17 protein-coding genes are annotated in these 20,527 nt (G+C 67.8%); 10 read left to right on the top strand and 7 right to left on the bottom strand.

The features are described 5' to 3' along the window. Nucleotides 1-10 precede the first annotated feature (10 nt). Together G4D85_RS34460 and G4D85_RS34455 are read left to right on the top strand one after the other, a co-directional pair. A complete protein-coding gene (locus G4D85_RS34460; RefSeq protein ID WP_164018331.1) occupies nt 11-919 on the top strand; it encodes a DUF6310 domain-containing protein in 909 nt (302 codons plus the stop codon). Nucleotides 920-971: 52 nt separating this feature from the next. Beyond that, nucleotides 972-1,679 (top strand): DUF5953 family protein, encoded by a 708-nt coding sequence (locus G4D85_RS34455; RefSeq protein ID WP_275900337.1) that lies wholly within the window; start codon nt 972-974, stop codon nt 1,677-1,679. Between the two features lie 135 nt (nt 1,680-1,814). Here the strand turns inward: G4D85_RS34455 and G4D85_RS34450 are convergent, their stop codons facing one another. Together G4D85_RS34450 and G4D85_RS34445 are read right to left on the bottom strand one after the other, a co-directional pair. Beyond that, complete coding sequence (locus tag G4D85_RS34450) at nt 1,815-4,316, bottom strand: endo-1,4-beta-xylanase (RefSeq protein ID WP_164018329.1); 2,502 nt, start codon at nt 4,314-4,316, stop codon at nt 1,815-1,817. A gap of 44 nt (nt 4,317-4,360) precedes the next feature. Beyond that, nucleotides 4,361-4,753, bottom strand: a complete 393-nt coding sequence (locus tag G4D85_RS34445) for a hypothetical protein (RefSeq protein ID WP_164018328.1) — start codon at nt 4,751-4,753, stop codon at nt 4,361-4,363. 207 nt (nt 4,754-4,960) lie between these two features. On the opposite strand from G4D85_RS34445, the gene G4D85_RS34440 reads away from it, so the two are divergent. The 4 genes from G4D85_RS34440 to G4D85_RS34425 all read left to right on the top strand — a co-directional run bounded on the left by G4D85_RS34440 (nt 4,961) and on the right by G4D85_RS34425 (nt 9,399). Continuing rightward, entirely contained in the window at nt 4,961-6,298 is a 1,338-nt protein-coding gene (locus tag G4D85_RS34440; RefSeq protein ID WP_164018327.1) for a hypothetical protein, read from the top strand. A gap of 207 nt (nt 6,299-6,505) precedes the next feature. Beyond that, nucleotides 6,506-7,582 carry a GGDEF domain-containing protein gene (locus G4D85_RS34435; protein WP_164018326.1) on the top strand — a complete coding sequence of 359 codons (1,077 nt, stop codon included), beginning with the start codon at nt 6,506-6,508 and terminating at the stop codon, nt 7,580-7,582. A gap of 132 nt (nt 7,583-7,714) precedes the next feature. Next, nucleotides 7,715-8,140: an MAPEG family protein gene (locus tag G4D85_RS34430; protein ID WP_164018325.1), complete on the top strand. Its 426-nt coding sequence runs from the start codon at nt 7,715-7,717 to the stop codon at nt 8,138-8,140. Continuing rightward, on the top strand, nt 8,137-9,399 hold the full coding sequence (locus tag G4D85_RS34425) for an MFS transporter (protein ID WP_164018324.1): 1,263 nt from the start codon (nt 8,137-8,139) through the stop codon (nt 9,397-9,399). The genes G4D85_RS34430 and G4D85_RS34425 overlap by 4 nt, the downstream gene beginning before the upstream one ends. Here the strand turns inward: G4D85_RS34425 and G4D85_RS34420 are convergent. Both G4D85_RS34420 and G4D85_RS34415 read right to left on the bottom strand, forming a co-directional pair. Next, nucleotides 9,373-10,029: a hypothetical protein gene (locus G4D85_RS34420; RefSeq protein WP_240359657.1), complete on the bottom strand. Its 657-nt coding sequence runs from the start codon at nt 10,027-10,029 to the stop codon at nt 9,373-9,375. The two genes, G4D85_RS34425 and G4D85_RS34420, sit on opposite strands and share 27 nt — an antisense overlap. A gap of 223 nt (nt 10,030-10,252) precedes the next feature. Further along, entirely contained in the window at nt 10,253-11,776 is a 1,524-nt protein-coding gene (locus G4D85_RS34415; RefSeq protein WP_164018322.1) for an ELWxxDGT repeat protein, read from the bottom strand. 165 nt (nt 11,777-11,941) lie between these two features. On the opposite strand from G4D85_RS34415, the gene G4D85_RS34410 reads away from it, so the two are divergent. The 4 genes from G4D85_RS34410 to G4D85_RS34400 all read left to right on the top strand — a co-directional run bounded on the left by G4D85_RS34410 (nt 11,942) and on the right by G4D85_RS34400 (nt 16,136). Beyond that, a complete protein-coding gene (locus G4D85_RS34410; RefSeq protein ID WP_164018321.1) occupies nt 11,942-12,490 on the top strand; it encodes a hypothetical protein in 549 nt (182 codons plus the stop codon). Nucleotides 12,491-12,748: 258 nt separating this feature from the next. Further along, nucleotides 12,749-15,007 carry a hypothetical protein gene (locus G4D85_RS34405; RefSeq protein ID WP_164018320.1) on the top strand — a complete coding sequence of 753 codons (2,259 nt, stop codon included), beginning with the start codon at nt 12,749-12,751 and terminating at the stop codon, nt 15,005-15,007. Continuing rightward, nucleotides 15,004-15,126, top strand: a complete 123-nt coding sequence (locus tag G4D85_RS50595) for an aromatic-ring hydroxylase C-terminal domain-containing protein (protein WP_420821741.1) — start codon at nt 15,004-15,006, stop codon at nt 15,124-15,126. The genes G4D85_RS34405 and G4D85_RS50595 overlap by 4 nt, the downstream gene beginning before the upstream one ends. 173 nt (nt 15,127-15,299) lie before the next feature. Continuing rightward, a complete protein-coding gene (locus tag G4D85_RS34400) occupies nt 15,300-16,136 on the top strand; it encodes a family 16 glycosylhydrolase (RefSeq protein WP_164018319.1) in 837 nt (278 codons plus the stop codon). A gap of 114 nt (nt 16,137-16,250) precedes the next feature. Here G4D85_RS34400 and G4D85_RS34395 read toward each other — a convergent pair whose 3' ends face one another. The 3 genes from G4D85_RS34395 to G4D85_RS34385 all read right to left on the bottom strand — a co-directional run bounded on the left by G4D85_RS34395 (nt 16,251) and on the right by G4D85_RS34385 (nt 20,197). After that, nucleotides 16,251-17,561, bottom strand: a complete 1,311-nt coding sequence (locus G4D85_RS34395; RefSeq protein WP_164018318.1) for a M23 family metallopeptidase — start codon at nt 17,559-17,561, stop codon at nt 16,251-16,253. 196 nt (nt 17,562-17,757) lie between these two features. Then, on the bottom strand, nt 17,758-19,767 hold the full coding sequence (locus G4D85_RS34390; protein WP_164018317.1) for a radical SAM protein: 2,010 nt from the start codon (nt 19,765-19,767) through the stop codon (nt 17,758-17,760). A gap of 40 nt (nt 19,768-19,807) precedes the next feature. Continuing rightward, nucleotides 19,808-20,197: a hypothetical protein gene (locus G4D85_RS34385; RefSeq protein ID WP_164018316.1), complete on the bottom strand. Its 390-nt coding sequence runs from the start codon at nt 20,195-20,197 to the stop codon at nt 19,808-19,810. Nucleotides 20,198-20,527: the final 330 nt, after the last annotated feature.

The raw sequence follows: 20,527 nt of genomic DNA, 5'->3' as shown, positions 1-20,527 counted from the left end.
CGACGTGACCATGCGACTCCGAGCCTGCACCGCACTTCTACTCTTTCTCTCGGCCTGCGCGACGCCAGCGCCGAGCCCAAGAGAGCGCGTGTCCCGGAACCCGAGGATTGCCAACCTCCAGAGAGCGGTAACTCTCCCGTGGAGGGATGGGGGGCGCTGCGTCGTGCAGGAGGCTTCCCAGCCATGGCCCGAGTTGGCGGAGCGGTGCTTTCATGCTCTCGACCATGACCGGGTCCGGTTCAATGATCTCACTGGAAGGTGCGCGGTCGCTTCGACCGGCACGGCTGCCCTGGGAATCGGCCTCTGTGTCCTGGCGGCGCCGGAGCTCGTTGTGGGCGCGGTGATTGTCGTTGGCGTTGTGGTGGTGGGCGTCGTCATCAAGGAAGCGCTGGATGCGTATGAGCTGAGAGGGAGTAGTCGGGAGGAAGTCGAGCCCGAGCCCCAAACCAAGACCGCCCCTAAGGAGTCCTCAGCGAATCGAAAGCCCGAGCCAGAGCCATCAGGGCAGGATTGGTTCCCGCCGGTGCCGACCGATCCACTGGACCGAGAGCGCCGCCGCAAGTGCGAGCCCGTCCCAGTGCCGCACCGAGGCGGAGACGACGGTCACAACAAGTGCGCCGACACAATTCCGAATAACGGTTTCCCCGGCTGGGATGTGCTCGTCAATGGCAAGCAATTTGACGCGCTGCAGTTGGCCACGCGCACGTTGTGGGAAGTAAAGACTGATGATTTCGACATACACTCGCCTCATTCCCAGAGGTTCTTTGCCAGAGTCAAGCTACCGGAGAGCAAACGCGAGAAAATGCTTGCGGAGGCTTGCGGGTATAAATTTGTCGTGGGGGTCCGAAGTCCCGCCCACAAGACTGCGCTTCTTGCGCTAGACCCCGACCTCACAGTCGTTGTCATGGATTGGTGTTAGGGTGACAGCTGCACAGGAATCTCTTAATTTAAACGTATGCGCGCCTGCGCTCGTGGGCGACGATAAGCGACCGCTCACCATCGTCCATGGAATGGAGCGTGCGTTTCCCGGATTGCGGCTGACGTGGACGCTTTCTGAAAAGGGGGACCTCATTGCGTTGACTCACCGCGATGAGTGGATTTCTGCAAACAGAACAGACGGTGGATTTCCATTCCTTTGCAACGATGACGAAAGCCGGCCCGTGACGCTTACCGGGTGGGAAAACCCAAGCGGCCTTGCTGTAGGGAGTCCGCCGCGCTTTGACGTCCAGGCGACGCTGCCACTGGACGCAGTCGGCGTCGCGGTCGCAGCGGATGTGCTGGATGCGATAGGTGAGGGCGCTCGCGCGGTCTGGGGGCATGCATCGCCGTGGGGATATAATGAGGTTGTATCGCAACAGTTTCGTGACCCGGAAGACGAGCCACGTGCGACGTCCCATGGATTGCCCTGGCTCCTGCGCCCACGGTACAACCGCGCGCCTGAGATTCCGCATTACCTTGGGTGGCTGAACTACTGGTCGGCCGCTGCCGCACGCGCCATCGGGTTCCCGGATCCTGCTCGCGACGCCGAGCTGCTCTCACGGGCGCGGCGCACGGCATCAGGCGGATGGGTCGTGCGGCTCACGGATGCGCCGCTCGACCTGGACAACCCCGCTCTCCTGGACGCGCTCCTGCGGGCCTATGCGCGCTTCCCGGAGATCGGCGGTCGCTCAGCGCCTTGACCCCTCCGTTCCGTTCCGTTCCGTTCCGTTCCGTTCCGTGACGCGGCGCGAGCTTCCTGACCGTAGGGAGGGGCGCTGCGCGGGCGCAGGCGAGAGTCCCCGCGGTGATGGGTTTGACTCTCCCCGCGTCCGGACCTACTGGACGCTCCAGACCATGCGCCCAGAACACGCACCGCTCGAACGGCACCCCATCCCCACGGTGTAGGTGCCGCTCGTGGGCGCAGTGAAGGTGAGCTGAGAACCACCCCCGCAGGCGTTGTCATTGAACGCCACCTCGACACTTCGCGAGTCGAAGAGGCGCAGATACGTGTCTCCGCTGTAGGTCGCGCCCGGCGAACAGGCACCGAAGGTCAGGGTCTGTCCCCCTTGCAGGCTCACAGGTGTGCTGACGGTGCTCAGCGTGGCGTTGTTCGTATTGCTGGCGGCGTAGGTCGCCTGGCCAACCAGCTCGAAGATTGGACAGACGCTGAGGGTGCCAAGGGCGACGTTCAGGTCCTCGGAAGGTCCGGTGTAGTCGTTCGTGAACGCCAGCGCGAGCTCATGGGTGCCGCGAGTCAGGTAGACGTTCAGCTCGTAGGTGGAGCCCGCGCTCCCCCACGGCTGCGAGGCGAGGAGCCACGTCGTTTGCCGCACGCCATCGACGCGCATGTCGAGCGAGGCCTGCTGAGGCGAACCGAACCCGTAGCCCACCAGGCGCAGCGTGTACCAGCCGCTCTTCGTGACGGAGACGGCCTCCTTGTAGGCCCCGTTCGTGAAGAGGATTCCCCAGCCGTAGTCGTTCAGCGTCGCGCCCTCCTTCACTCCCATCGTCGCGACCTGGAGGGGGTGGCACTCCTGCCGCCCGACCCGGTGCTTGGGACGAATGGCCAGCGCGTCGATGAAGAGGTTGCGGTCCTCGGAAGCCGTCTGGAGGTCGTTCGTGAAGGCCACCGACAGGGTATGGCTGCCCGCGGGGAGGACCCACTCGGGCATGTAGTGCTGCGCCCCTGGACCGACGGACAGCGTGCCTTGGAGCGTCGAGTCCAGGGAGAGGGCGGCGATGGGGTTCTGCCCTGCCGCCGGGTAGCCGGTCGCCCAGACGTCGTAGACGTAGGTGCCAGTCACCGGGATGTTGACCGGCGCGCTCAGACTGCCATTGCCCCAGAGCATGTAGCCATCCGCTCCGGGCATGAGAAACGACTGGCCGCCCGAGGCGGCATAGCCCGGAGTGGTCGGGAACCACTCCGGCTCGAAGACGCTCGAGCCGGGAACCACGGCGCGAGCAAGGCCCCGGCTGAGTGTCCACCAGGCCGGGACTGGAGTGAGGTTGGAGCGGAAGAGGCCCCGGGAGAAGGTCTGGGTGCCAGAAGGCGGAGGCGAGCCTTCAATCGCTCCCCACGCGGTGAAGGTGTGGCAGTTTCCCGAGTCAATACAGGCGTCGAGCACCCCACGCGCCGCTTGAGAGTGACGGCGGAGAACGCCCTCGTCCTCGGCGAGGTTCCCCTTCACCACCACGTCGAACTCCGTCACCGCGGCCTCGACGCCGATGTCCGCCAGCCCGCGCATGTAGGACTCGACGGCCGGCTGATAGCTCGGGTTCCAGCGCCCGAGGTGGTCGAAGCCGGGCGGCGGGTCCACGTCCTTGAGGTGGAACTGGAGACCAATGCCATTCACCGGCGCACCGCGCGCACGGAGGATGCGCACCACCTCCTTGATGGCCCGAGACTTCCGGCCGTACCCCTCGACCTGCCCGTCGTAGTCGTTGAAGAAGAGGCGCGCGGCCGGGTCGGCGGCGCGAGCAATCCTGAAGGCCAGCTCGAGGAAATAGAGCCTGTCCGAGGGGCGGATGTCGCTCCAGACGCGCGAGTCGGGAAAGGCGACCCGGTTCCAGTAGGTGAGGTCGCTCTCTCCCGCGATACGGTCATAGATGCCGTAGTTCCCGCCGGGGAAGATGGTGCGCACCATCTCGTTCGACACGTCGACCTGAATCCTCGCGCCGGGCCCCATGCCCTCGCGCAGCGACTTCACGGGCCGGAAGACCTGCCGGCGGAGCGTGTGCTCACGCAGCGAAGCCGTGGGATTCGGGGCGTACATCCCGGAGATGTTGCAGTCGGCGGTGCCACCATTCGCGCACCAGGAAGGCTGATTCAGGAGGCAGTTCGGGTTCGAGGCGCAGGCGGCGTCGAGCGTCTGGAACCAGGGGGGAAGCACCACCCCGTACCAGATGTTCGTGTGCCCACGCATCACGTGGAAGGGCTGGCTGGCCGGGTAGTACGTGGGGTTGTTGGCGTCACTGACCGCCCAGCCGAGCTCGTCGAGGTAGATGGGGGCGTCGACCCCGTTCTTGAGCGTGATGTGCGAGAGCTCGCCGAGGTTCGTGTACGAGTTGAAGTTCTGCGCGGCAAAGGTCTTCCAGCTGTCGCCGGGCAGGATCCAGGGCGCGTGCTGGATGTTCAGCGAGAAGCCGAGCTCATCAGCCAGCGCGCGCGCCGGGGCCGTGAAGGGGTCGCTGGCGTCGGTGAGGGCCTCACTGCGTACGGCGGGCGCCGGTTCAGTGACAGGCTCCTCACGGGGACCTTCCAGGCACGCCGCCTGGAGGGCGAGAAGCACCCCGACGCCACCACGTCCCAGCCAGTACCCGCGATTCGTCTTCAGCATTGCAGCCCCTTGGATGTGTCTGGCTGACCTCGATTGGCAGCAGGTTACTCGTACCACGTGGGCACGATGGCCCGAACCTCTGGAAGCGCGGCGAGGCGGCAGAGCGCGTCCCACGCGGCGGGGGTGAGCGCGCCGTGGTGTGAAACACATTCCGTGGCTTCCGTGGGGAAGAAGTAGAGCGTCTCCTGGGACGTGTCGCAGCCCGCGCGGCCTCGGGACGCCCCCGCGTGGACCTTGGGGGCAATGGCCTTCACGCGGGCGAGGAGCGCGTCGTTGCCCTTCGGAAGACAGAACTCCACCGCGCCGTCGTTCTGGCACCCCGTTTCCCGGCTGAAGGCGAGCTCGTGCCTCGGGCATTCCGAAGCCGGGGGCTCACGCGGGGTGGCGCAGGCGGACAGGCTGACGACGAGCAGGAGGGACACGGCGAAGCATCTCATGAAGCTTCCTCGGTGCCCGCGCGCGGAGGTCGCGAGCATGCCAATCCTGGCACGTCTCCCCGGCGCCTGCCCCCGGCGCCCCGCTCGAATGGCACCCCATCCCCTCGGCTGAGGTCCGGCAAGGTGCTGATGACGGGCGGCTGTGGCCACGGCAGGCGACACGGGATGCGTGCGCGGTGGAGCGGGGCGTGCTCTACCGCGAGTCACATGCCCTCCCTCCAAGCGCCGCGGTGCGCCCTGCTCGGTCTTCTTCTCGTGTTCATGTCCGCCTGTGGCGACGACCCGGAGCCGGGGACGGGCGGCCCCTCCGACGCGGGCGTCTCCAGACCGGATGCCGGCGTGGACGCGGGCCGTCCTCCGCCTGAAGTCGTCGCGGTGCCCAGGACTCAGGTGACGCTCGGCGGGCGCGAGTACCGCGCCTACCAGCGGCCGGGAGACACCTTCCGCATCGTCTGCGAGGAGCCCTGTCCCATTGACGAGACGTATCTCTTCGCGCGCTACGCGGGGTTCCTGGCGGTGAAGGACGACCTCGTCTCCGTGGCGGGGGTGGACGTGTCGCCGCGGATGGTGCCGGTGGACATCCACCTGGCGGGCGACAGCCTCTGTGGCCCGAAGGGGGCCGCGTCCGGCAGCTCGTTCATGAACCAGACGGGGCTCGAACCGGGACCGGGCTCGAATGTCTGTCTCTGGGAGCTGGAGGCTTCACGGGCGCCGTCGCCCGAGGTCGCACGGCCCCTGACGGTCGAGAACGCCGTGGCGCGCGAGAACCAGGTGTTGGTGGCGCACGAGTACTCCCACATCGTGCTCTTCCTGCGACACGAGCTGTCCCACGAGTGGCTCGTGCGGGCCATCTCCTACCGGGTGGGCGGACAGGCGAGCAGTCTCTGCGATGCCATCAACCAGCAGTTCGCCCCCACCGCCTGGGAGCTCTGCCAGCGCAACGGACTGGACTACGCGCAGCTGGCGGAGGGCCTGAGGAAGACAGACACGCTGTGGTCGACGGACGGGGGCACCGTGCTGCTTCACGCGGGCGTGCCGCTCGCCACGTCGGTGTACCAGTACCGGCGCATCCTGGATGCGCTGGCGGGCGGTGAGACGTTGGCCGCATGCATCGCGGGCGGCGAGCTGCGGGCGAACCAGTGCGGAGACTCAGCCCGGTTCACTCCGGTGGGTGGCACCGTGAGCATGTACGAGGGGCGCGTGCGGTGGGAGCTGCCCGCGGGGGCGCTGACGGCGGAGGTGCAGGTGGAACCGGGGACGTGGCGCTTCGGCATGCTCGTGCCCACGCAGTGGAACGACTTCATGTTCGCGCACGACTACGACTTCGAGCCCGCGTCGGGGGTGTTCAAGCAGCCCGTGCGGTTGACCGTGGGGTACGACCCGAAGCTCATTCCGGAGGGAGGCCTGGAGTCCTCGCTCACGCTCTACTGGAAGCCCGACGACGGGCCGGCCCAGGCGGTTTCCGGGGCCGTGTTGGACACCGGGGCGAACACCGTCAGCGCGTCCGTGTCGAGGCTGGGGCGCTACATCGTCTCGCCCCGCTGAAGCCTACCGGGCCGTCACTCAGTGCGGGACGCTGAGCCGCAGCCGCGGCAGCGTCGGTTCCATCTTCGCGGAGCCCACGTTGCCCTTCCATCCGCGAATGTGCTGAGCTTGCTCAACCACCGGGGGGCGCACAGGGTCGAATGCCAGTCACTCCCTCCGCTTCAGGCCTGGAGGGCTGGTGGCGCTCCGGTGCAGGTTCGCATAGGGATGGATACGGTGTTCTCGACCGAGGAGGAGCAGCGCTACGCGGAGCGGGGCGCGCGCGAGCTCCATGCGAAGCTGCGCTGGACGTTCCTGGTGGCCGCGACGCTCTTCCTCGCCTTCATGGGGTTGGACTACCAGCTCGACCCCGAGAAGCTGGGCCGCAACATGGCGGTGCGGCTTCTGGCGGTGGGGGCGTACCTCGCGCTGCACCTGCTCGCGCGCTGGGAGCCGGCGCGGGCTCGGGTGGAGCTGCTGCTGCTGGCGGGAGTGGGGGTGGGGGCCGCGTCGGTGACCCGGCTCTCGGTGGGCTTGCGCTTCGGAGAGATGCTCGCGGTGGGCTCGCTGCTCCTGATGGTGGTGATGCTCTCGGCGCTGACGACCTCGCTGCGCCACGCGCTCACCCACCATGGGCTCCTGCTCGCGGTGGTGAACTTGCTCGGGCTCGTCTTCGGAGCGAGCAGCCTCTTCTTCTTCGCGGTGAACGTGTTCCTCATCTCGGGGGCCACGGCGGGCGTCATCCTGGCGGCGCTCTCGGAGCGGCTCTCCCGGCGCGCCTTCCGACTGGAGCTGGACCTCGAGGTGCTGGCCACGCGTGACTCACTCACCGGGGCGCACAACCGGCGCAGCTTCCTGCAGCTGGCCGAGCGCGAGCTCGACCGCGCGCGCCGCGGCACACGCCCGGTCTCGCTGCTGATGTTGGACATCGACCGCTTCAAGAGCATCAACGACACCCATGGCCACCCGGTGGGGGACGCGGTCATCCGCACGCTGGCGAGCACCAGCCAGAGCGCGCTGCGCAGCGTGGACGTGCTCGGGCGGCTGGGCGGCGAGGAGTTCGCCATCGTCCTGCCGGAGACCGGCGCGGAGGGGGCGCTGCGGGTGGCCGAGCGGCTGCGGCAGTCCCTCGCGGAGGTCGTGGTGCCCGAGGGCGGGAAGGCGCTCACGTTCACGGTCAGCGTGGGGGTGGCGGAGTGGCTCCCGGGTGAGCGGCTCGACCAGCTGCTGTCCCGCGGCGACCAGGCGCTCTATGCCGCGAAGAACACCGGCCGCAACAAGGTCTGCACGGCGGCGCACGGCTGACCGCTGCGCCACCTCCCCATGGAGGCAGCCCGCGGCGCTTCGTCGGCAAGACCGCTCCCGGGTGCCACCCGGGCTGTGCGTCGGGGCCGGTGTAGAGTTGCGCCGTGCCGCGACATGGGGCAGGGAGGAGCCATGCACAGCCCCATTCTCGCTCCCATCGTCGCGCTCGTGTCCTGGTCCATGGTCATGTGGGCATGGATGTATGCCACGCGCTTGCCGGCCATGTTCAAGGTCCGCATGAAACCCGACCCCTATGTGCCGCGCGGCGAGCAGATGAGCCAGCTGCCGGCCGAGGTGCGCTGGAAGGCCGACAACTACAACCACCTGATGGAGCAGCCCACCCTCTTCTATGCCATCACGCTGGCGCTGGCGCTGCTGGGCGAAGGAACCGGCCTCAACCTGATGCTGGCCTGGAGCTATGTGGGCCTGCGCGTGGTGCATAGCCTGGTGCAGGCCACCATCAACAAGATCGAGCTGCGCTTCGTGCTCTTCGTGCTGTCGTCACTGGTGCTGCTCGGACTGACGTTCAATGCGGCCAGGGCCGTGCTCTATCCATGACCTCCACCGTGGCCGTCCCTCCTGTCGCAACGAGCGCGCTCCGGATCCCTGGATACCGGACCTTTCTCATCACGTTCATGTTGGCGATGATGGCCGACAACATCGAGCACGTGATCAGCTACTGGGTGGCGTTCCAGAAGTTCCACTCGGCGGCGCTCGGTGGGTTCGCGGTGGTGTCCCATTGGCTCCCCTTCCTGGTGTTCTCGGTGCCGGTGGGCGCGCTCAATGACCGGTTCGATTCCAGGCGCCTCATCCAGGCCGGCATGGTGCTCTTCATCACCGCCTCCGTGGGGTGGGGATACTTCTTCGTCACGGACTCCTTGCAGATGTGGCACGCGATGGTGCTCCTCACGCTCCATGGCTGCGCGGGGGTCCTCTGGAGCACTTCCAGTCAGATGTTGCTCTACGACATCGTGGGCCCGAGCTCCCTGGCCAGTGCGGTGCGCCTGAACGCGACGGCCCGTTACCTGGGCGTCCTGGTGGGTCCCGGAGTGGGCAGCATCATCATGCGGACGCTCGGGCCGACCCGGGGCATCTTCGTCAACACGCTGTTCTATCTGCCCCTCCTGCTCTGGCTGGTGAGCGCACCCTATGGCCGGCAGTTTCGCAGTGGGACGACGGGGCCCAAGCGTGCCGTCCGAGGTTTCGCCGACATCGTCCAGACCCTCCGCGACGTGCGGGGGATGCCCGTGGTCGCGGCCATGGTGTTGCTGGCGGGTGCCGCCTCCTTCTTCATCGGCAACAGCTACCAGGCACAGATGCCGGGCTTTGCCCACGCGCTGGGCCATGGAGACCCCGGCATGGCCTATACGCTCCTGCTGGGAGCGGATGCGGCCGGTGCGCTGCTCGCGGGCGTCCTGCTCGAGACGCGCCGGACCTGGCTGCCGACGACGGCTGCCGCCGCGTTGAAGATTGCGTTCCTGTGGGGATGCTCGCTCTTCGCGTTCTCGTTCATGAGCTGGTATCCGGCGGCCATCTGCGTGCTGTTCGTGGCCGGGTTCCTCGAGCTCTCCTTCAGCAGCATGACCCAGGCCATCGTGCAGCTGAATGCGCCGGACACCATTCGGGGCCGCGTCCTGGGGCTCTTCAGCATGTCGGCCCTGGGCCTGCGCGCGTTCAGCGGCGTGACGGTGGGGCTCCTGGGAAGCGTGACCAACATCCACCTCTCGCTCGCCGTGTCAGCCCTGGCCTTCGTGGGGGTGGCGGGTGTGCTGCTGCTCCGCCAACCCCCGTCAGGTGGCGCCGGACCCGCGCGATGAGAGGAATGCCGCCGCGTACCACCCCAGCACGGGCCCGGCGCCCGCCCCGATGACAGGAACCGGAAAGTTCCCCAAGAAGGTCACGCCGAGCGTCGTCCCGAAGTAGAGGGCAAGGCTCAGGGCCAGCCTCGCGCTCGCGCCTTCCTGACTCCTGACGGCAATCACCATCGGAGCGAGCAGCATCGAGCCCGCGACGATGACCGCCCCCGCCCACGGAACGCCATGTGAGAACGCGAGCATGAGGATCCGCTCCACATGGTCGACGGGCGCGAGTGGATCCACTCGCAGCCAGGCGCACACGGCGAGGGCGACGACCGTCACGCCCACGGCGACCTGGGCCCACCCTCGAAGCACCGTGCCACCCGCGAGCATGGCCACCGTCCCTACCGCGAGCGCGGTGGCTTGTCCCGCGTCGGGCTGTGCCACGTGAACGAGCTGCGCGCCAAGCACGAGTGCGACGGCCATCGCGCGAGCCTTCGCACTCGAGGCCGCCAGCCCTCCCAGAATCCACGGCAGGAAGCTCGCGGACGCGTTCAAGCGCAAGGGTCCAAGCGGAATCCAGCGGTGCACACCGTCAAGTCCCGCGAACACCAGCGTCGCCGCGACCGCGAGGAAGGCGACGGCGGCCATCCAGGGAGTCGCGCGCTCCTGCGTGGCTGGTGCCGTGCGCGAGAGGGCGAGGACACCCAGTCCCCCCAGCAGGAGCCCCAGGACATTGGGAAGGAACACCATCACGGGGATGTGGCTCGCAGCCGCCACGGCGGCCCCAAGCAGCATTGCCGGGAGAGGCGCGAGGAGGAGCCACGTGCGGCGAGCGGGGGCCATGCCTCGCGCCCTATCATGAATGGAAGCGCTAGGGAGCGCGTGCACCGCTCGTGGGCAATGTCCGGAGTGGGCGGGACTCCGCTGTTCCGTCAGACACGGCCTGGAGCGCGGGCGCACAGCGGTCCTCGGGGCGGAAGGGCAGGGCGTACAGCTCGCGCCCGGTGCTTCCGTCCTCGGCGGTGAAGAACACGTCCCAGCCGGAACGGATGAAGTCGCGCGGCGAGGACGAGGCCGCGCCCGGCGCCACCTCGTCGAGCGCCCGCGTACCGGCCACCGTGCCGTCGCTCACCCAGGGCTCGGCGCCGCGTCCCGCCGTCGTCGCGCCGAAGAACAGCCAGTCCTGGATGGCCGTCACCTCCGAAGGTGACGACCCCGTGGCTCCTGGCTCCAGGTCCCTGAAGAGCACGGTGCCGCGGGTCGTGCCGTCGCTCACCCACAGCTCGCGCCCGTGCTCGCCATCATCCGCGGCGAAGAAGATGCGCCCCTCGGACACGGCGAGGAACGCGGGCGCCGAGCCCACCGCGCCCGGCTGGATGTCCTTCACGCGCTTCGTGCCCGAGCGCGTGCCGTCGCTCACCCACAGCTCCTCGCCCTCCGGCGCGCCCGAGCCGGCGCTGAAGTACAGCTTGCCGTGGAGCCCCACCATGTCGTGGGGGTACTCACCGGGAAAGAACCGCAGGAAGCGGGTGCCGGCGGCCGTGCCATCCGTGACGTAGAGGTCGGCCTCGCCTTCGTCCGGGTCCACCAGGAAGAAGAGCTTCCTGCCCACGGACTTCATGCTGAAGATGACCGTGTCCTCGAAGACCTTGAGGACGGGTGTGAAGCCGGGTCCGCCATCGCTCCGCACCAGCCAGTTCTCGTCGTCCACGGTGACGACGAAGTAGAGAAACCCGTCGTGGACGATGAAGCGGCGAGGGAAGGAGCTGGCCGGGCCTGGGGCGAAGTCCTCCACCATGAACGTGCCTGCCTCCGTGCCATCACTCGTCCAGAGCTCGTACCCGTCCGTGCCGTCGGGAACCACGGTCGAGAAGTAGAGCCTGCCCTTGTAGGCCACCAGCGTCTGTCCTTCCCCGAAGCTGGCGTCGATGGGGAGCACCCGCTCCACCAGATATGTGCCCTCCTCGGTGCCGTCGCTCGCCCACAGGGCGCGGCCCCGCACTTCGTCGTCCGCGATGAAGAAGAGCCGGTCTCCCACCATCGTGAGGTCCGTGGGGCCCGAGCTGTCCAACCCCACCGCGATGTCCCTGACCATGAAGGTGCCGGTGCCGCCAAGGCCGCTGCTCCTCCAGAGCTCGGAGCTGTGGGTGCCATCATGCGCGGCGAAGAAGAGAACGCCCTCTCCGTGGACCTGGCTGTGGATGAAGGAGTCCGCCGGTCCGGGGCGGATGTCGCTGAGCAGACGCGGGGTGGAGCCACAGGGCTCCCACTCGCGCCGGGATGGCGTGGACAATGCGGTGTCTTCCGCGTGCGGACCCGGCTCGTCATCCACTGTCGGCGCGCAGCCGGTGAAGAGGGCCAGCAACAGCGGGAGTGGACGCCAGTGATTCATCATCGGCAGCTCCATGGAGATGCGGCACGGGCCGCGGTGGAGCGGCAATCTGGGAACGGAGGGCCCGAGCCCCACCTGCGCGACAGTCCGGGGCAGGGCAGTTTGGGCGACAGTCGCTCGGAGTGCTCATCCCCCAGGACAGGCACCCGGGGGAAGCAGGACGGCACGGTGCTCGACCCGGAGGGCATCCGCATCAACATCGGCGACGAGTCCGGTGGGGAGCCCGCCATCGCCTACAACGGCACGCACTTCTTCGTCGTGTGGGAGACGATGGATGGAGTCGATGGGGTGCGCGTGAGGCCGGATGGCACCGTGGTGGGCCCGGTGTTCCGGCTCATCCAGTCGGGTGAGACCTTCGGGCCGGTGAGCATCGCCTGCTCCGAGAAGCTCTGCATGGTGACCTTCTCGGTCGAAGGGACCGATGAGTCCGTCATCTACTTCACGCGCGTGTCGAAGGACGGCGTCGTGCTCGCCGAGGTCGACAGGTCCCTCAGCCCGGGGCTCAACTTCACGGGGGAGGCCTCCATCGCCTGGAACAACAGCAGGAAGGAGTTCCTGGTCGTCTGGGCCGACACGCGCGGCGGTGGCGAAGCGCTGACGGACATCTACGGCAACCGGGTCACGGAGGGTGGCACCATTCTCGGCGGGAACGGCTTCCCCATCGCCCCGTGGCCGAGCCCTTCGACCCGCCCCATTTCATCCTGGGCACGCGGGTGAACCACCAGGCGCAGGTGAAGGACTCGCCAGCCTTGCCGCTCACACAGGAGCCCTAGCAGGGCCGGCGGCCGGGCCGCGCCATGGGCGGCCTTCCGCAGTGCTTCACCCAGGCAGCGAGTGCCAACGCGGACTTCTACGATGAGTCCGCCTCGGAAACCCGGCACGCTTCCACCACCCGCTTTGCAATATGGTGCGGGCCAGGGCCGGGGCAAACGGGCGCCATGCCTTCCAGGCATGTCCGTGAGGTGAAGAGGGGTCATGAGGAAGTCGCTACCGAGGCAGTGGATGGGGGTTCGCAACAGCTGGCTCGTGCTCGCCACGGTGCTCGTGGTGGGCGTGGGCTGCAAGACGGAGCCAGGGCCCGGCACGCCCCCCGAGGTGGGCCCCGGCCCCATCCAGAATTGTGAAGACGCGCCCCCTTCCTGCGAGGAGCTGGAGCGCAACTGCGGCCCGGTGACGGACGCGTGTGGCCGTGTCGTGGAGTGCGGCACGTGCAGCGCCACGCAGACCTGTGGTGGCGGTGGCACCGCGGGACTGTGCGGCGGCCGGACGTGCGAGGCGGACTGCCCCGCCGGGTATACGTGCAGGGGCGACGGCACCTGCGCCAATGGCCCGCGCGACGCGCTGGCGCTGGATGCGAAGACGTTCGAGGTAGAGGGCCAGTTCCTGCACGAGGGGGCCCCCGTCACCAACTGCAGCAGCTACTTCTACAGGCTGGGCTTCACGGACCTGCAGTCGGGGGTCGAATACGAGGTCAAGCTCGACTGCTCGCTGGAGACCGGCTGGACCTTCAAGAGCCATCTTCCTCCAGGCGCCTACCGCTTCGCGCTGCACTGGAGTAGCGCGAGCTCCGGCGACTTCGTCCGGCGCCAGTTCGCCAGCTTCCTCTCCGTCCAGAGCGACCGGAAGGGCCTCCTTTTCGAAGTGAGCGCACCGCAGGTGGCAGTCGCGGGACGCATCGTCGTCAACGGCCCGCCGCTGCCCTGGACGGGAACCCCCGCCAAGCTGCGCTTCGTCGAGCTGCGCACGGACGTCACCACCCTGCTACCCCTCGACGTGGTGGGACGCTTCCAGGGACGACTCCCCCCGGGGGGCCACCTTGTGACGCTCGAGGGCGGAGGAGCACCCACCGGAGCGGATGCGCTGGTCGGTACCCTCCAGGCCGACACTTCCCAGGAAGAGGTGGAGCTGACGCTGGCCCCCAACAGCCTGGAGGTCGTGGGCCGCATCACCCGTGACGGGCAGGAGCTCCGGGACGACACCTGCTACGGCCATGGCTCGCGCCAGACGTTCGCGCACTTCGTCGACGTCACCGGGCAGCGCACGTTCTCCTTCCAGGTCCACTGCTGGCAGCAGGAGAACGGCTGGAGGTTCGAGGGCCGCCTCCCGCCGGGCAGCTACCGTGTGGAGCTGGAGCCCAGGGACTACGGCCCTCGCGGCACGCTCGGCAGCCTCCCTCAAGGCAGGGTCGTTGCCCTGCCCCGGCTCGAGCTGCTCGAGTCCCAGCGTGAGCTGGTGCTGGACGTGAAGACCCAGGCCGTCTCCGGCTCCATCGTCCAGGGGGGCACCGCCCTCCCCGCGGGGCTGTGCAGCGACGCGAACAGCACGACGGACGCCTTCGGCAACCACACCTACGTGGAGCTCTCGGACATGGACACCGGCGTGGTGACCCGACTGGGCGTCGCGTGTTCGTCGAACGCGGGCTGGACCTTCCAGGGCCGGGTACTGCCGGGCCGCTATGGCATGTCCATCCTGCCGCGTGACACGGCAGGCACCGGGGAGGCCTCCTATCCCAACGTGAAGGGCTTCGCGGCGCCGCTCACGTTGGAGGTCTCGGGAGACCGGCAGGGCATCGTGCTCGATATCACCCGTCACGAGGTCGCGGGCCGCATCCAGCTCCACGCGGTTGACTCCATCTCCACCTGTCGGCTGGATGGTCAGACCCAGCTCTGGTTCGTCCATCCGCGAACCCGGCGAGAACAGCGCCTCGACCTCCAGTGCGACAGCGAGAATTCAGGGACCTTCCACGGCGCCGTCTTCCCGGGGACCTACGAGCTGCTCATCTTCAACGGTCAGTCCAATCCCTCCGCGAACATGCCGCCGCTGAAGGTCGCGGGCCCCCGCACCGACCTGGTGCTGTCGAGTGCATCGAACGCTTCCAGGGTCTCCGGGACGCTCACTCGCAACGGCCAGCAGCTCGGTCTGACGGATGCCTGCGACCATGTCGTCCGGTGGACCAACTCCCCGTGGCTCTGGCGATACGTGACGCAGTACATCGTGCTCGTCAGCACGGAGGATGGAAGCCGGTGGAGGCTTCCCATCCGGTGTGGAGATGCCACCACGGCCAGTGAGGTGTGGACCTTCTCGGGCCGCGTGCCCCCAGGCACCTACCGCGTGCAGCTCGAGCTCAACCTCGATCGGCCTCGGGAGGGGACGGATCCGGCCACCCTGCTGTACCGGCTCCCGGGCCTTCGCCACGTCCTCATTCCCACGCTCGAGCTCTCCGGGGGGGAGTGAGGCCCGCAGCCTCGCAAGCAGTACGCCGCGATGGCCATGTCGCGTGGGTGGGAGACGGCACGGATTCGGGGCTGCGTGACGCGCTAACCCAGTGGTTCGGACCGCCCACGCCGGCGTAGCGCTGCTCGTACCGAAAGCGGCGCTCCGGAGGTTCCAGTCGCGCGCCGCGTCATCACCCGAGGCGCGTCACACCGAGAGCCCCGGTCCGTCTCCATGATGCGGTGACGTCGCCCACCGGCGAGGGTTCATTCGCAGGCTGGATACTCTTCACCCTCTGTCACCATGGTGCACTATGGGCAAGGCACGTCGCGAACTGAAGACCGACCCCGCTCGCGGGCTCACCGTCGCCGGGCAGAGCGTCTATTACAGCCTCGGCTCGTCGGATTGGACCAACCTGACGAGCGGGCCGTACGCGTCCTCGACCTACAGCTACTCGCCGCCGCCGGACGGGGGTGGGCCGGACATCGAGCTGGAGACGATGAACATGGCGAACTGGGGCGGGGAGGGCGCCTGGTACTCGGCGAAGATGCGGCTCGGCGTCGCGCTCGGCTTTGGCCAGTACGAGCTGTCCATCAAGGTGGGCGCTGGGAGCGGCGTGACCACGACCTTCTACTTGAGCGAATTCAATCAGGACCAGGAGCAGGAGATCGACTTCGAGTTCTCCGGCCACTGCACCTCCGGGTCCACGCCGTGTGGCACGCAGAGCGTGTCGACCAACGTCTGGTGGCAGAAAAAGGCGTACGCGACCACCGCGACGCCGCTGTGGACCGGCACCCCGCCGAACCCGCTGCCCGACACGACCTCCGGCTGGGGCGCGTCGGTGTACCGCTACCGCATCGACTGGGAGCCGGACATGGTCACCTGGTCGGTCGACCTCACGGGCACGGGCAACAACTACGTCGTCATCCGGAGCCAGGACATGTCGACGGTCGGCCCTTACGACGAGTCGCTGTGCTACGCCTTCATCAGCTTCTGGCAGGGCTGGACGCCCGACGGCTCGCCGTTCCTGAACGGCGCCGACGCGTCCGGCAACTGCGGCGCCTCGGGCGGTTGCTACCAGGCGTTCTATTTCCAGTCCCTCAAGTTCACGCCCTCGGCGAACAACCAGCTCGTCGCGCTGGTTCCCTGAGAAGTGTGGGAGATGGAGGACTGGCTGGGCCGCCACGTCGCGAACCCAGCCAGGTGAAACACGAACGAGAAGGCTCCGCTGCAATCCGCGCCCGCGCGAGCGGCCGGGGAGGAGTCACTCCGCGGTATACACGCGGGGCTGTTCACCCCCTCCGAGGGAGACGGCGTCGATGGGCCCGGAAGCCTGGGTCCCGGTCGCCATCCTCGTCCAGCTGCCGTTCATGACGGCGGTCTGGTACAGGTGCCCGGCTTCAGCGGTGAACACCTGCGGCCACCCTCCGCCCATGTTCAGTGCCGACAAAGTCGCGCCGGGCGCAATCCCGATACCCGTCGACATCGTCACCCACTCCGTGCTCGTGGCCCAGATCTGATGGAGTTGCCCGTTCAGCACGGTCATCACCTGAGGTGCGCTGCCCCCCATGTACACCGCCTCGAACGCGTCGCCGACCGGCTGTCCGGTGGACGCGATGTGCCACGCGCCGCTGCCGGTCCACACCTGGTACAGCGTCCCACCCTGATTGATCATCGCCTGGATAGAGTTGTTCGCCATCACGACAGCGGAGACCTTGCCCGTCGTGTTGATGCCGGTCCAACCCTTGTGCCATCCGTTCGAATCGCCCCAGACGTGCATGAGCCGGTCACCCTCCACCGCGAGGAGCTGCGGCGACGCCTGCCCGACATCCACAGCGGACATGCTCGTGGCGTTCAAGGAGAGCCCGGAGTTGAGGGTGACCCACCGTCCACCGCTCACGAGCGTGTGCCAGAGGTAGCCGCCGGAGCTGCTGAGGATGTCACCCCATCCCGTCCCCATTTTCACGGTCGTGAAGACACTCGAGGAGATCTGCTGCCCCGTGCTCATCTTCTTCCACGCGCCACCGTGTACCGCCGTCTCGTGGATCGTCCTTGTCGTGTTGGACTGGAGCCCGGGAAAGTCCATGGCGATCGCATAACCCCTCGTGACTGTCTGGCCGCACGAGTAACCCTGGTTCGCGATGTTCGCCCCGTTCCGCTTGAGCTCGAAATGCAGGTGAGCTCCGAAGGAGTTACCGGTGTTGCCGATGAGGCCTATCGTCTGGCCCTTCGCCACGGACTGGTACAATGCGACGGCCGGAGCCTGCTGCATGTGCGCGTAGAGCGTCGTGTAGCCGGACGCGTGTGTGATGACTACATGGTTTCCATAGCCTGACGTGCCGAAGTTGACGACGCGCGTGGTGACGACGCCGTCGTACGCGGCCACGATGGGCGCGCCCCCCGGGCCCGCGATGTCGATTCCCATGTGCGTCGGCCTGGGGTCGGAGGGACAGCCGCCAACGACATACGTGACCCTCCCCGAGGCCGGCTGCATCATCGCCGCGTAGTCAGCCCGAGCCGGCGACGCACCCAAGAGCGTCGTCGCGATGATCCCGAGCACTGCCAGGGTCTCCATGAAGCGCCTACGTACCCTCAGGTGCATACAAACTCCCGTCTCGCCGAATTCAGTGAATTCACGGACACTATGAAAATCACGGGGCGCACACAAGGCCTGACCCGAGCGGCGACCCGGGCATGATTCACAAGTCTGGTTTTGCCGCTCACGCCTGACAGCGTCAGGGCCGCGCTCCGTGACAGGTCTTTGAGTGCACTCAGCCCATGGCGCTGTAGACGGACGCGTCGAGCTCTTCGTCGTAGGAGAGCCGGTGCTTATTGGGTTCGACGACGTCCAGGGCCTGCCCGGACCGGACGCGCCGCCAGGCGAGCGTGCCGGCGATGGTGTCGCCATAGAACATCCCCTCCGGCGTGAGCTCCAGTCGCTCGCCCACCTGCGCGAGAAGGCCCGCGTCGAGCAGGGCCGTCAGCTCGCGGCCGAAGTCGTCGAAGAGCTCGGTCTTGCACCAGGCCCGGTAGGCCGCGCTGTCGATGCCGAGCAGCGCCACCTTCCGGGTGAGGTAGAGCAGGCGCTTGTCCCAGCCGCCCAGCAGCAGCATGCGCTCGGCGGTGCGTCCCCGGGCCCGAGCCGCGAGGTAGTCGCCCGCGCCCTCGGGGTTGGCGGTCTTGAGCCACCCGAATTGCGCGTCGAAGATGTTGAGTGCGGCGGGACCGAAACCGAACACGTCGTACGTCTCGGGGGAGAAGCCGTAGGGCTCGTACCGGAAGGAGCGCGGCGTTCCCCGCAGACTCGCGCGCTCGAAGTTGGTGAGCGTGGTCTGGACGAAGCCCTGCTCCAGCAGTCGCTCGCGGACCGCCAGCCAGTTGGCGCACGCCTCGGTGTTGGAGGGCAGCGCCGCCAGCAGCGCGGGCTGCTTGCTCCACTCGGTGCCCAGCCCCTCGAAGAGCACCAGGTGGTAGACGCAGACCTGGTCCAGTCCCAGGTCGATGGCCCGGTCCACGTCGGCCAGCATCTGCTCACGGCTCTGGCCGGGCAGGTTGAAGAGCAGGTCGCCGGAGCAGGAGAAGCCCTGGTCCCTCGCGGCGAGCACCGCCTTCTCCACCGCTACGGGCCCACCGATGGCGGTACGGCCCATCCTCGCGAGCTGCGCGTCATCGAAGGTCTGGATGCCCATGCTGATGCGGTAGTACAGGTCGGGCAGTTCCTCGCGCAGCACCTCCAGCAGCGAGGGCTTCCTGGCGCTGAAGTAGATGGGCACTCCCTCCAGGGTGACTTCCGCGCCCTCGGCCAGGGGCAGCGCGGCGCGAGCGGCCCGGCACAGCTCGCGGAAGGACTCCGGTGGGGTGAGGTTGGCGGTGCCCCCCCCGAAGTAGAGCGCTTCGACGGGCTTGTTCGTGAGCCGCCCCCACCTCATTCCCTGCCTCAGCTCCTGTGCGACTTCCGCGGCAACCTGCTCCGCGGAGGTGTTGCGATACGCCTCCTGCGGGAAGGTGCAGAACCCGCACCCCTTGACGGCCGGATTGCAGAACGGGTGCGGGAGCACCCCGACCACGCAAGGCTTCCCCGCGTCCAGTCCGAGATAGTCGTCGAGTTGCGCGAGCCTGTCCTCGTCGAGGTCCTTCCGCAGCTGGGGCGCCATCGGATAGCCCTGGAGCAGGCGGTGCCGCTGGGGCAGCGCGCGGCGGCGAGCAACCTCGGCCGCCGTGCGGTGGCGCCACAGCGTCACCAGCCAGGACGCGAAGTGCGCGGAGAACTCGGAACCGATGAGCCGCGAGCCACGGCTGAAGACACAGACCGCGCCCGCACCCCGGCGCCACTGGATGACGGACCGTTGCCGCTTGCGGTCGGCGGGCACTCCGGGCTCGAGCGGGACTTCGTAGCGGACGGGGCTGGCCGACTGGATTGGGTCGAGCCACCATCCCGAGTGCGGCTTTCCAACCCTTCCCCCCACCTGGGTGTACACGAGGCCGTCGAACAGGGAGGCGAGGACCTGGCCGGGCTGGACGTCATCGAGTGTGATGAGCAGGCTCCCTCCGGCTTCGACCCAGTCCGAGATGGCCCGGGCCTCCTCGCGCTCGAGGTCGAGTCGGGGGCCTCCGAGCAGGAGCAACTCGAGGCCATCCAGTGACTCGGAGGTGAGCCGGCCGTCGAGCAGCCGCCTCGGCAGGCGTTCCTGTTCCAGCAGCGTGAAGAACTTCTCGCAGCCAGGGTTGCCAGGAAACAGCACCTCGTTGTGTCCGCCTGCAACGCCCACGCTCGGAGCCATGTCCTCACCCCCTGGCGCGCATGTTACCCGTTTGGGGCCGCTACCGCGCAGGGGCCGCCGTGCCAGCATCGGCGTGAGGGCCCTGGCGGCGTGCGCGCCAGGGCTCCCGGCCCTTCTCTACAGGCTGGGAGCGGTCCGGGGGAATGACGCCCTCGGGGCTGCCGGCGAAGCGCCAGAGCGGCTCTCCCGCATCGTTGCGCTCGCCGCTCCGGGAGGGGTCGGTATTGATGCTCACCGCGCACGACTTGTGCGGCTCGTCATCGCACTTCTCGATGCGGCCGGAGTCGATAGACGTCCCGCCCTCGCCCACGGTGACGTTCGCCTCCGCCATCTCCAGACCCTGGAACAGGGCCTTCAGCTTGAGCTGGGCGATGGCGTTGAGCTTCTCCGCCAGCGACACCGAGCCCCGGAGCACGTACTTGCGCTTCACCACCGAGTCATTGCCCTCGCACCCGCCCTCGCTACTGGAACTGGATGTCCTGCTCCCTCCCAGCAAGCAGCTTCGGTGCTCCTTCCTTGAAGGCTTCTCCATGCACGCCAACATGCCCCTTGCTCTTCGCTGGGCGTCCGAACGCATTGAGGGCCTACATCCTCCAGTTACCCTATGGCTCCGGCTCGGCCCGCACCGACACGGTGGCCCTCACCGGTATTGGCTGCTGAGAGAACTACCCATATGCTGGTGGGAGCCTATGCCTCGGCTCCATGCACTCTCCGTCTGCACGGTTCTATTGGCGTGCGCAACAACTCCTGCCTCAAGGCC

The organism is Pyxidicoccus trucidator, assembly GCF_010894435.1.
Taxonomy (GTDB): Bacteria; Myxococcota; Myxococcia; order Myxococcales; family Myxococcaceae; genus Myxococcus; species Myxococcus trucidator.
This window is presented reverse-complemented; position numbering and strand designations above follow the sequence as displayed.

Bases quoted from the DNA above. Each gene is read 5' to 3' on its own strand.
- G4D85_RS34450 (WP_164018329.1), bottom strand. From the start codon at position 4,316: ATGCTGAAGACGAATCGCGGGTACTGGCTGGGACGTGGTGGCGTCGGG.
- G4D85_RS34400 (WP_164018319.1), top strand. From the start codon at position 15,300: ATGGGCAAGGCACGTCGCGAACTGAAGACCGACCCCGCTCGCGGGCTC.
- G4D85_RS34445 (WP_164018328.1), bottom strand. From the start codon at position 4,753: ATGAGATGCTTCGCCGTGTCCCTCCTGCTCGTCGTCAGCCTGTCCGCC.
- G4D85_RS34395 (WP_164018318.1), bottom strand. From the start codon at position 17,561: ATGGAGACCCTGGCAGTGCTCGGGATCATCGCGACGACGCTCTTGGGT.
- G4D85_RS34420 (WP_240359657.1), bottom strand. From the start codon at position 10,029: ATGGCCGCCGTCGCCTTCCTCGCGGTCGCGGCGACGCTGGTGTTCGCG.
- G4D85_RS34405 (WP_164018320.1), top strand. From the start codon at position 12,749: ATGAGGAAGTCGCTACCGAGGCAGTGGATGGGGGTTCGCAACAGCTGG.
- G4D85_RS34415 (WP_164018322.1), bottom strand. From the start codon at position 11,776: ATGATGAATCACTGGCGTCCACTCCCGCTGTTGCTGGCCCTCTTCACC.
- G4D85_RS34435 (WP_164018326.1), top strand. From the start codon at position 6,506: ATGGATACGGTGTTCTCGACCGAGGAGGAGCAGCGCTACGCGGAGCGG.
- G4D85_RS34440 (WP_164018327.1), top strand. From the start codon at position 4,961: ATGCCCTCCCTCCAAGCGCCGCGGTGCGCCCTGCTCGGTCTTCTTCTC.
- G4D85_RS34390 (WP_164018317.1), bottom strand. From the start codon at position 19,767: ATGGCTCCGAGCGTGGGCGTTGCAGGCGGACACAACGAGGTGCTGTTT.
- G4D85_RS34460 (WP_164018331.1), top strand. From the start codon at position 11: ATGCGACTCCGAGCCTGCACCGCACTTCTACTCTTTCTCTCGGCCTGC.
- G4D85_RS34425 (WP_164018324.1), top strand. From the start codon at position 8,137: ATGACCTCCACCGTGGCCGTCCCTCCTGTCGCAACGAGCGCGCTCCGG.
- G4D85_RS34430 (WP_164018325.1), top strand. From the start codon at position 7,715: ATGCACAGCCCCATTCTCGCTCCCATCGTCGCGCTCGTGTCCTGGTCC.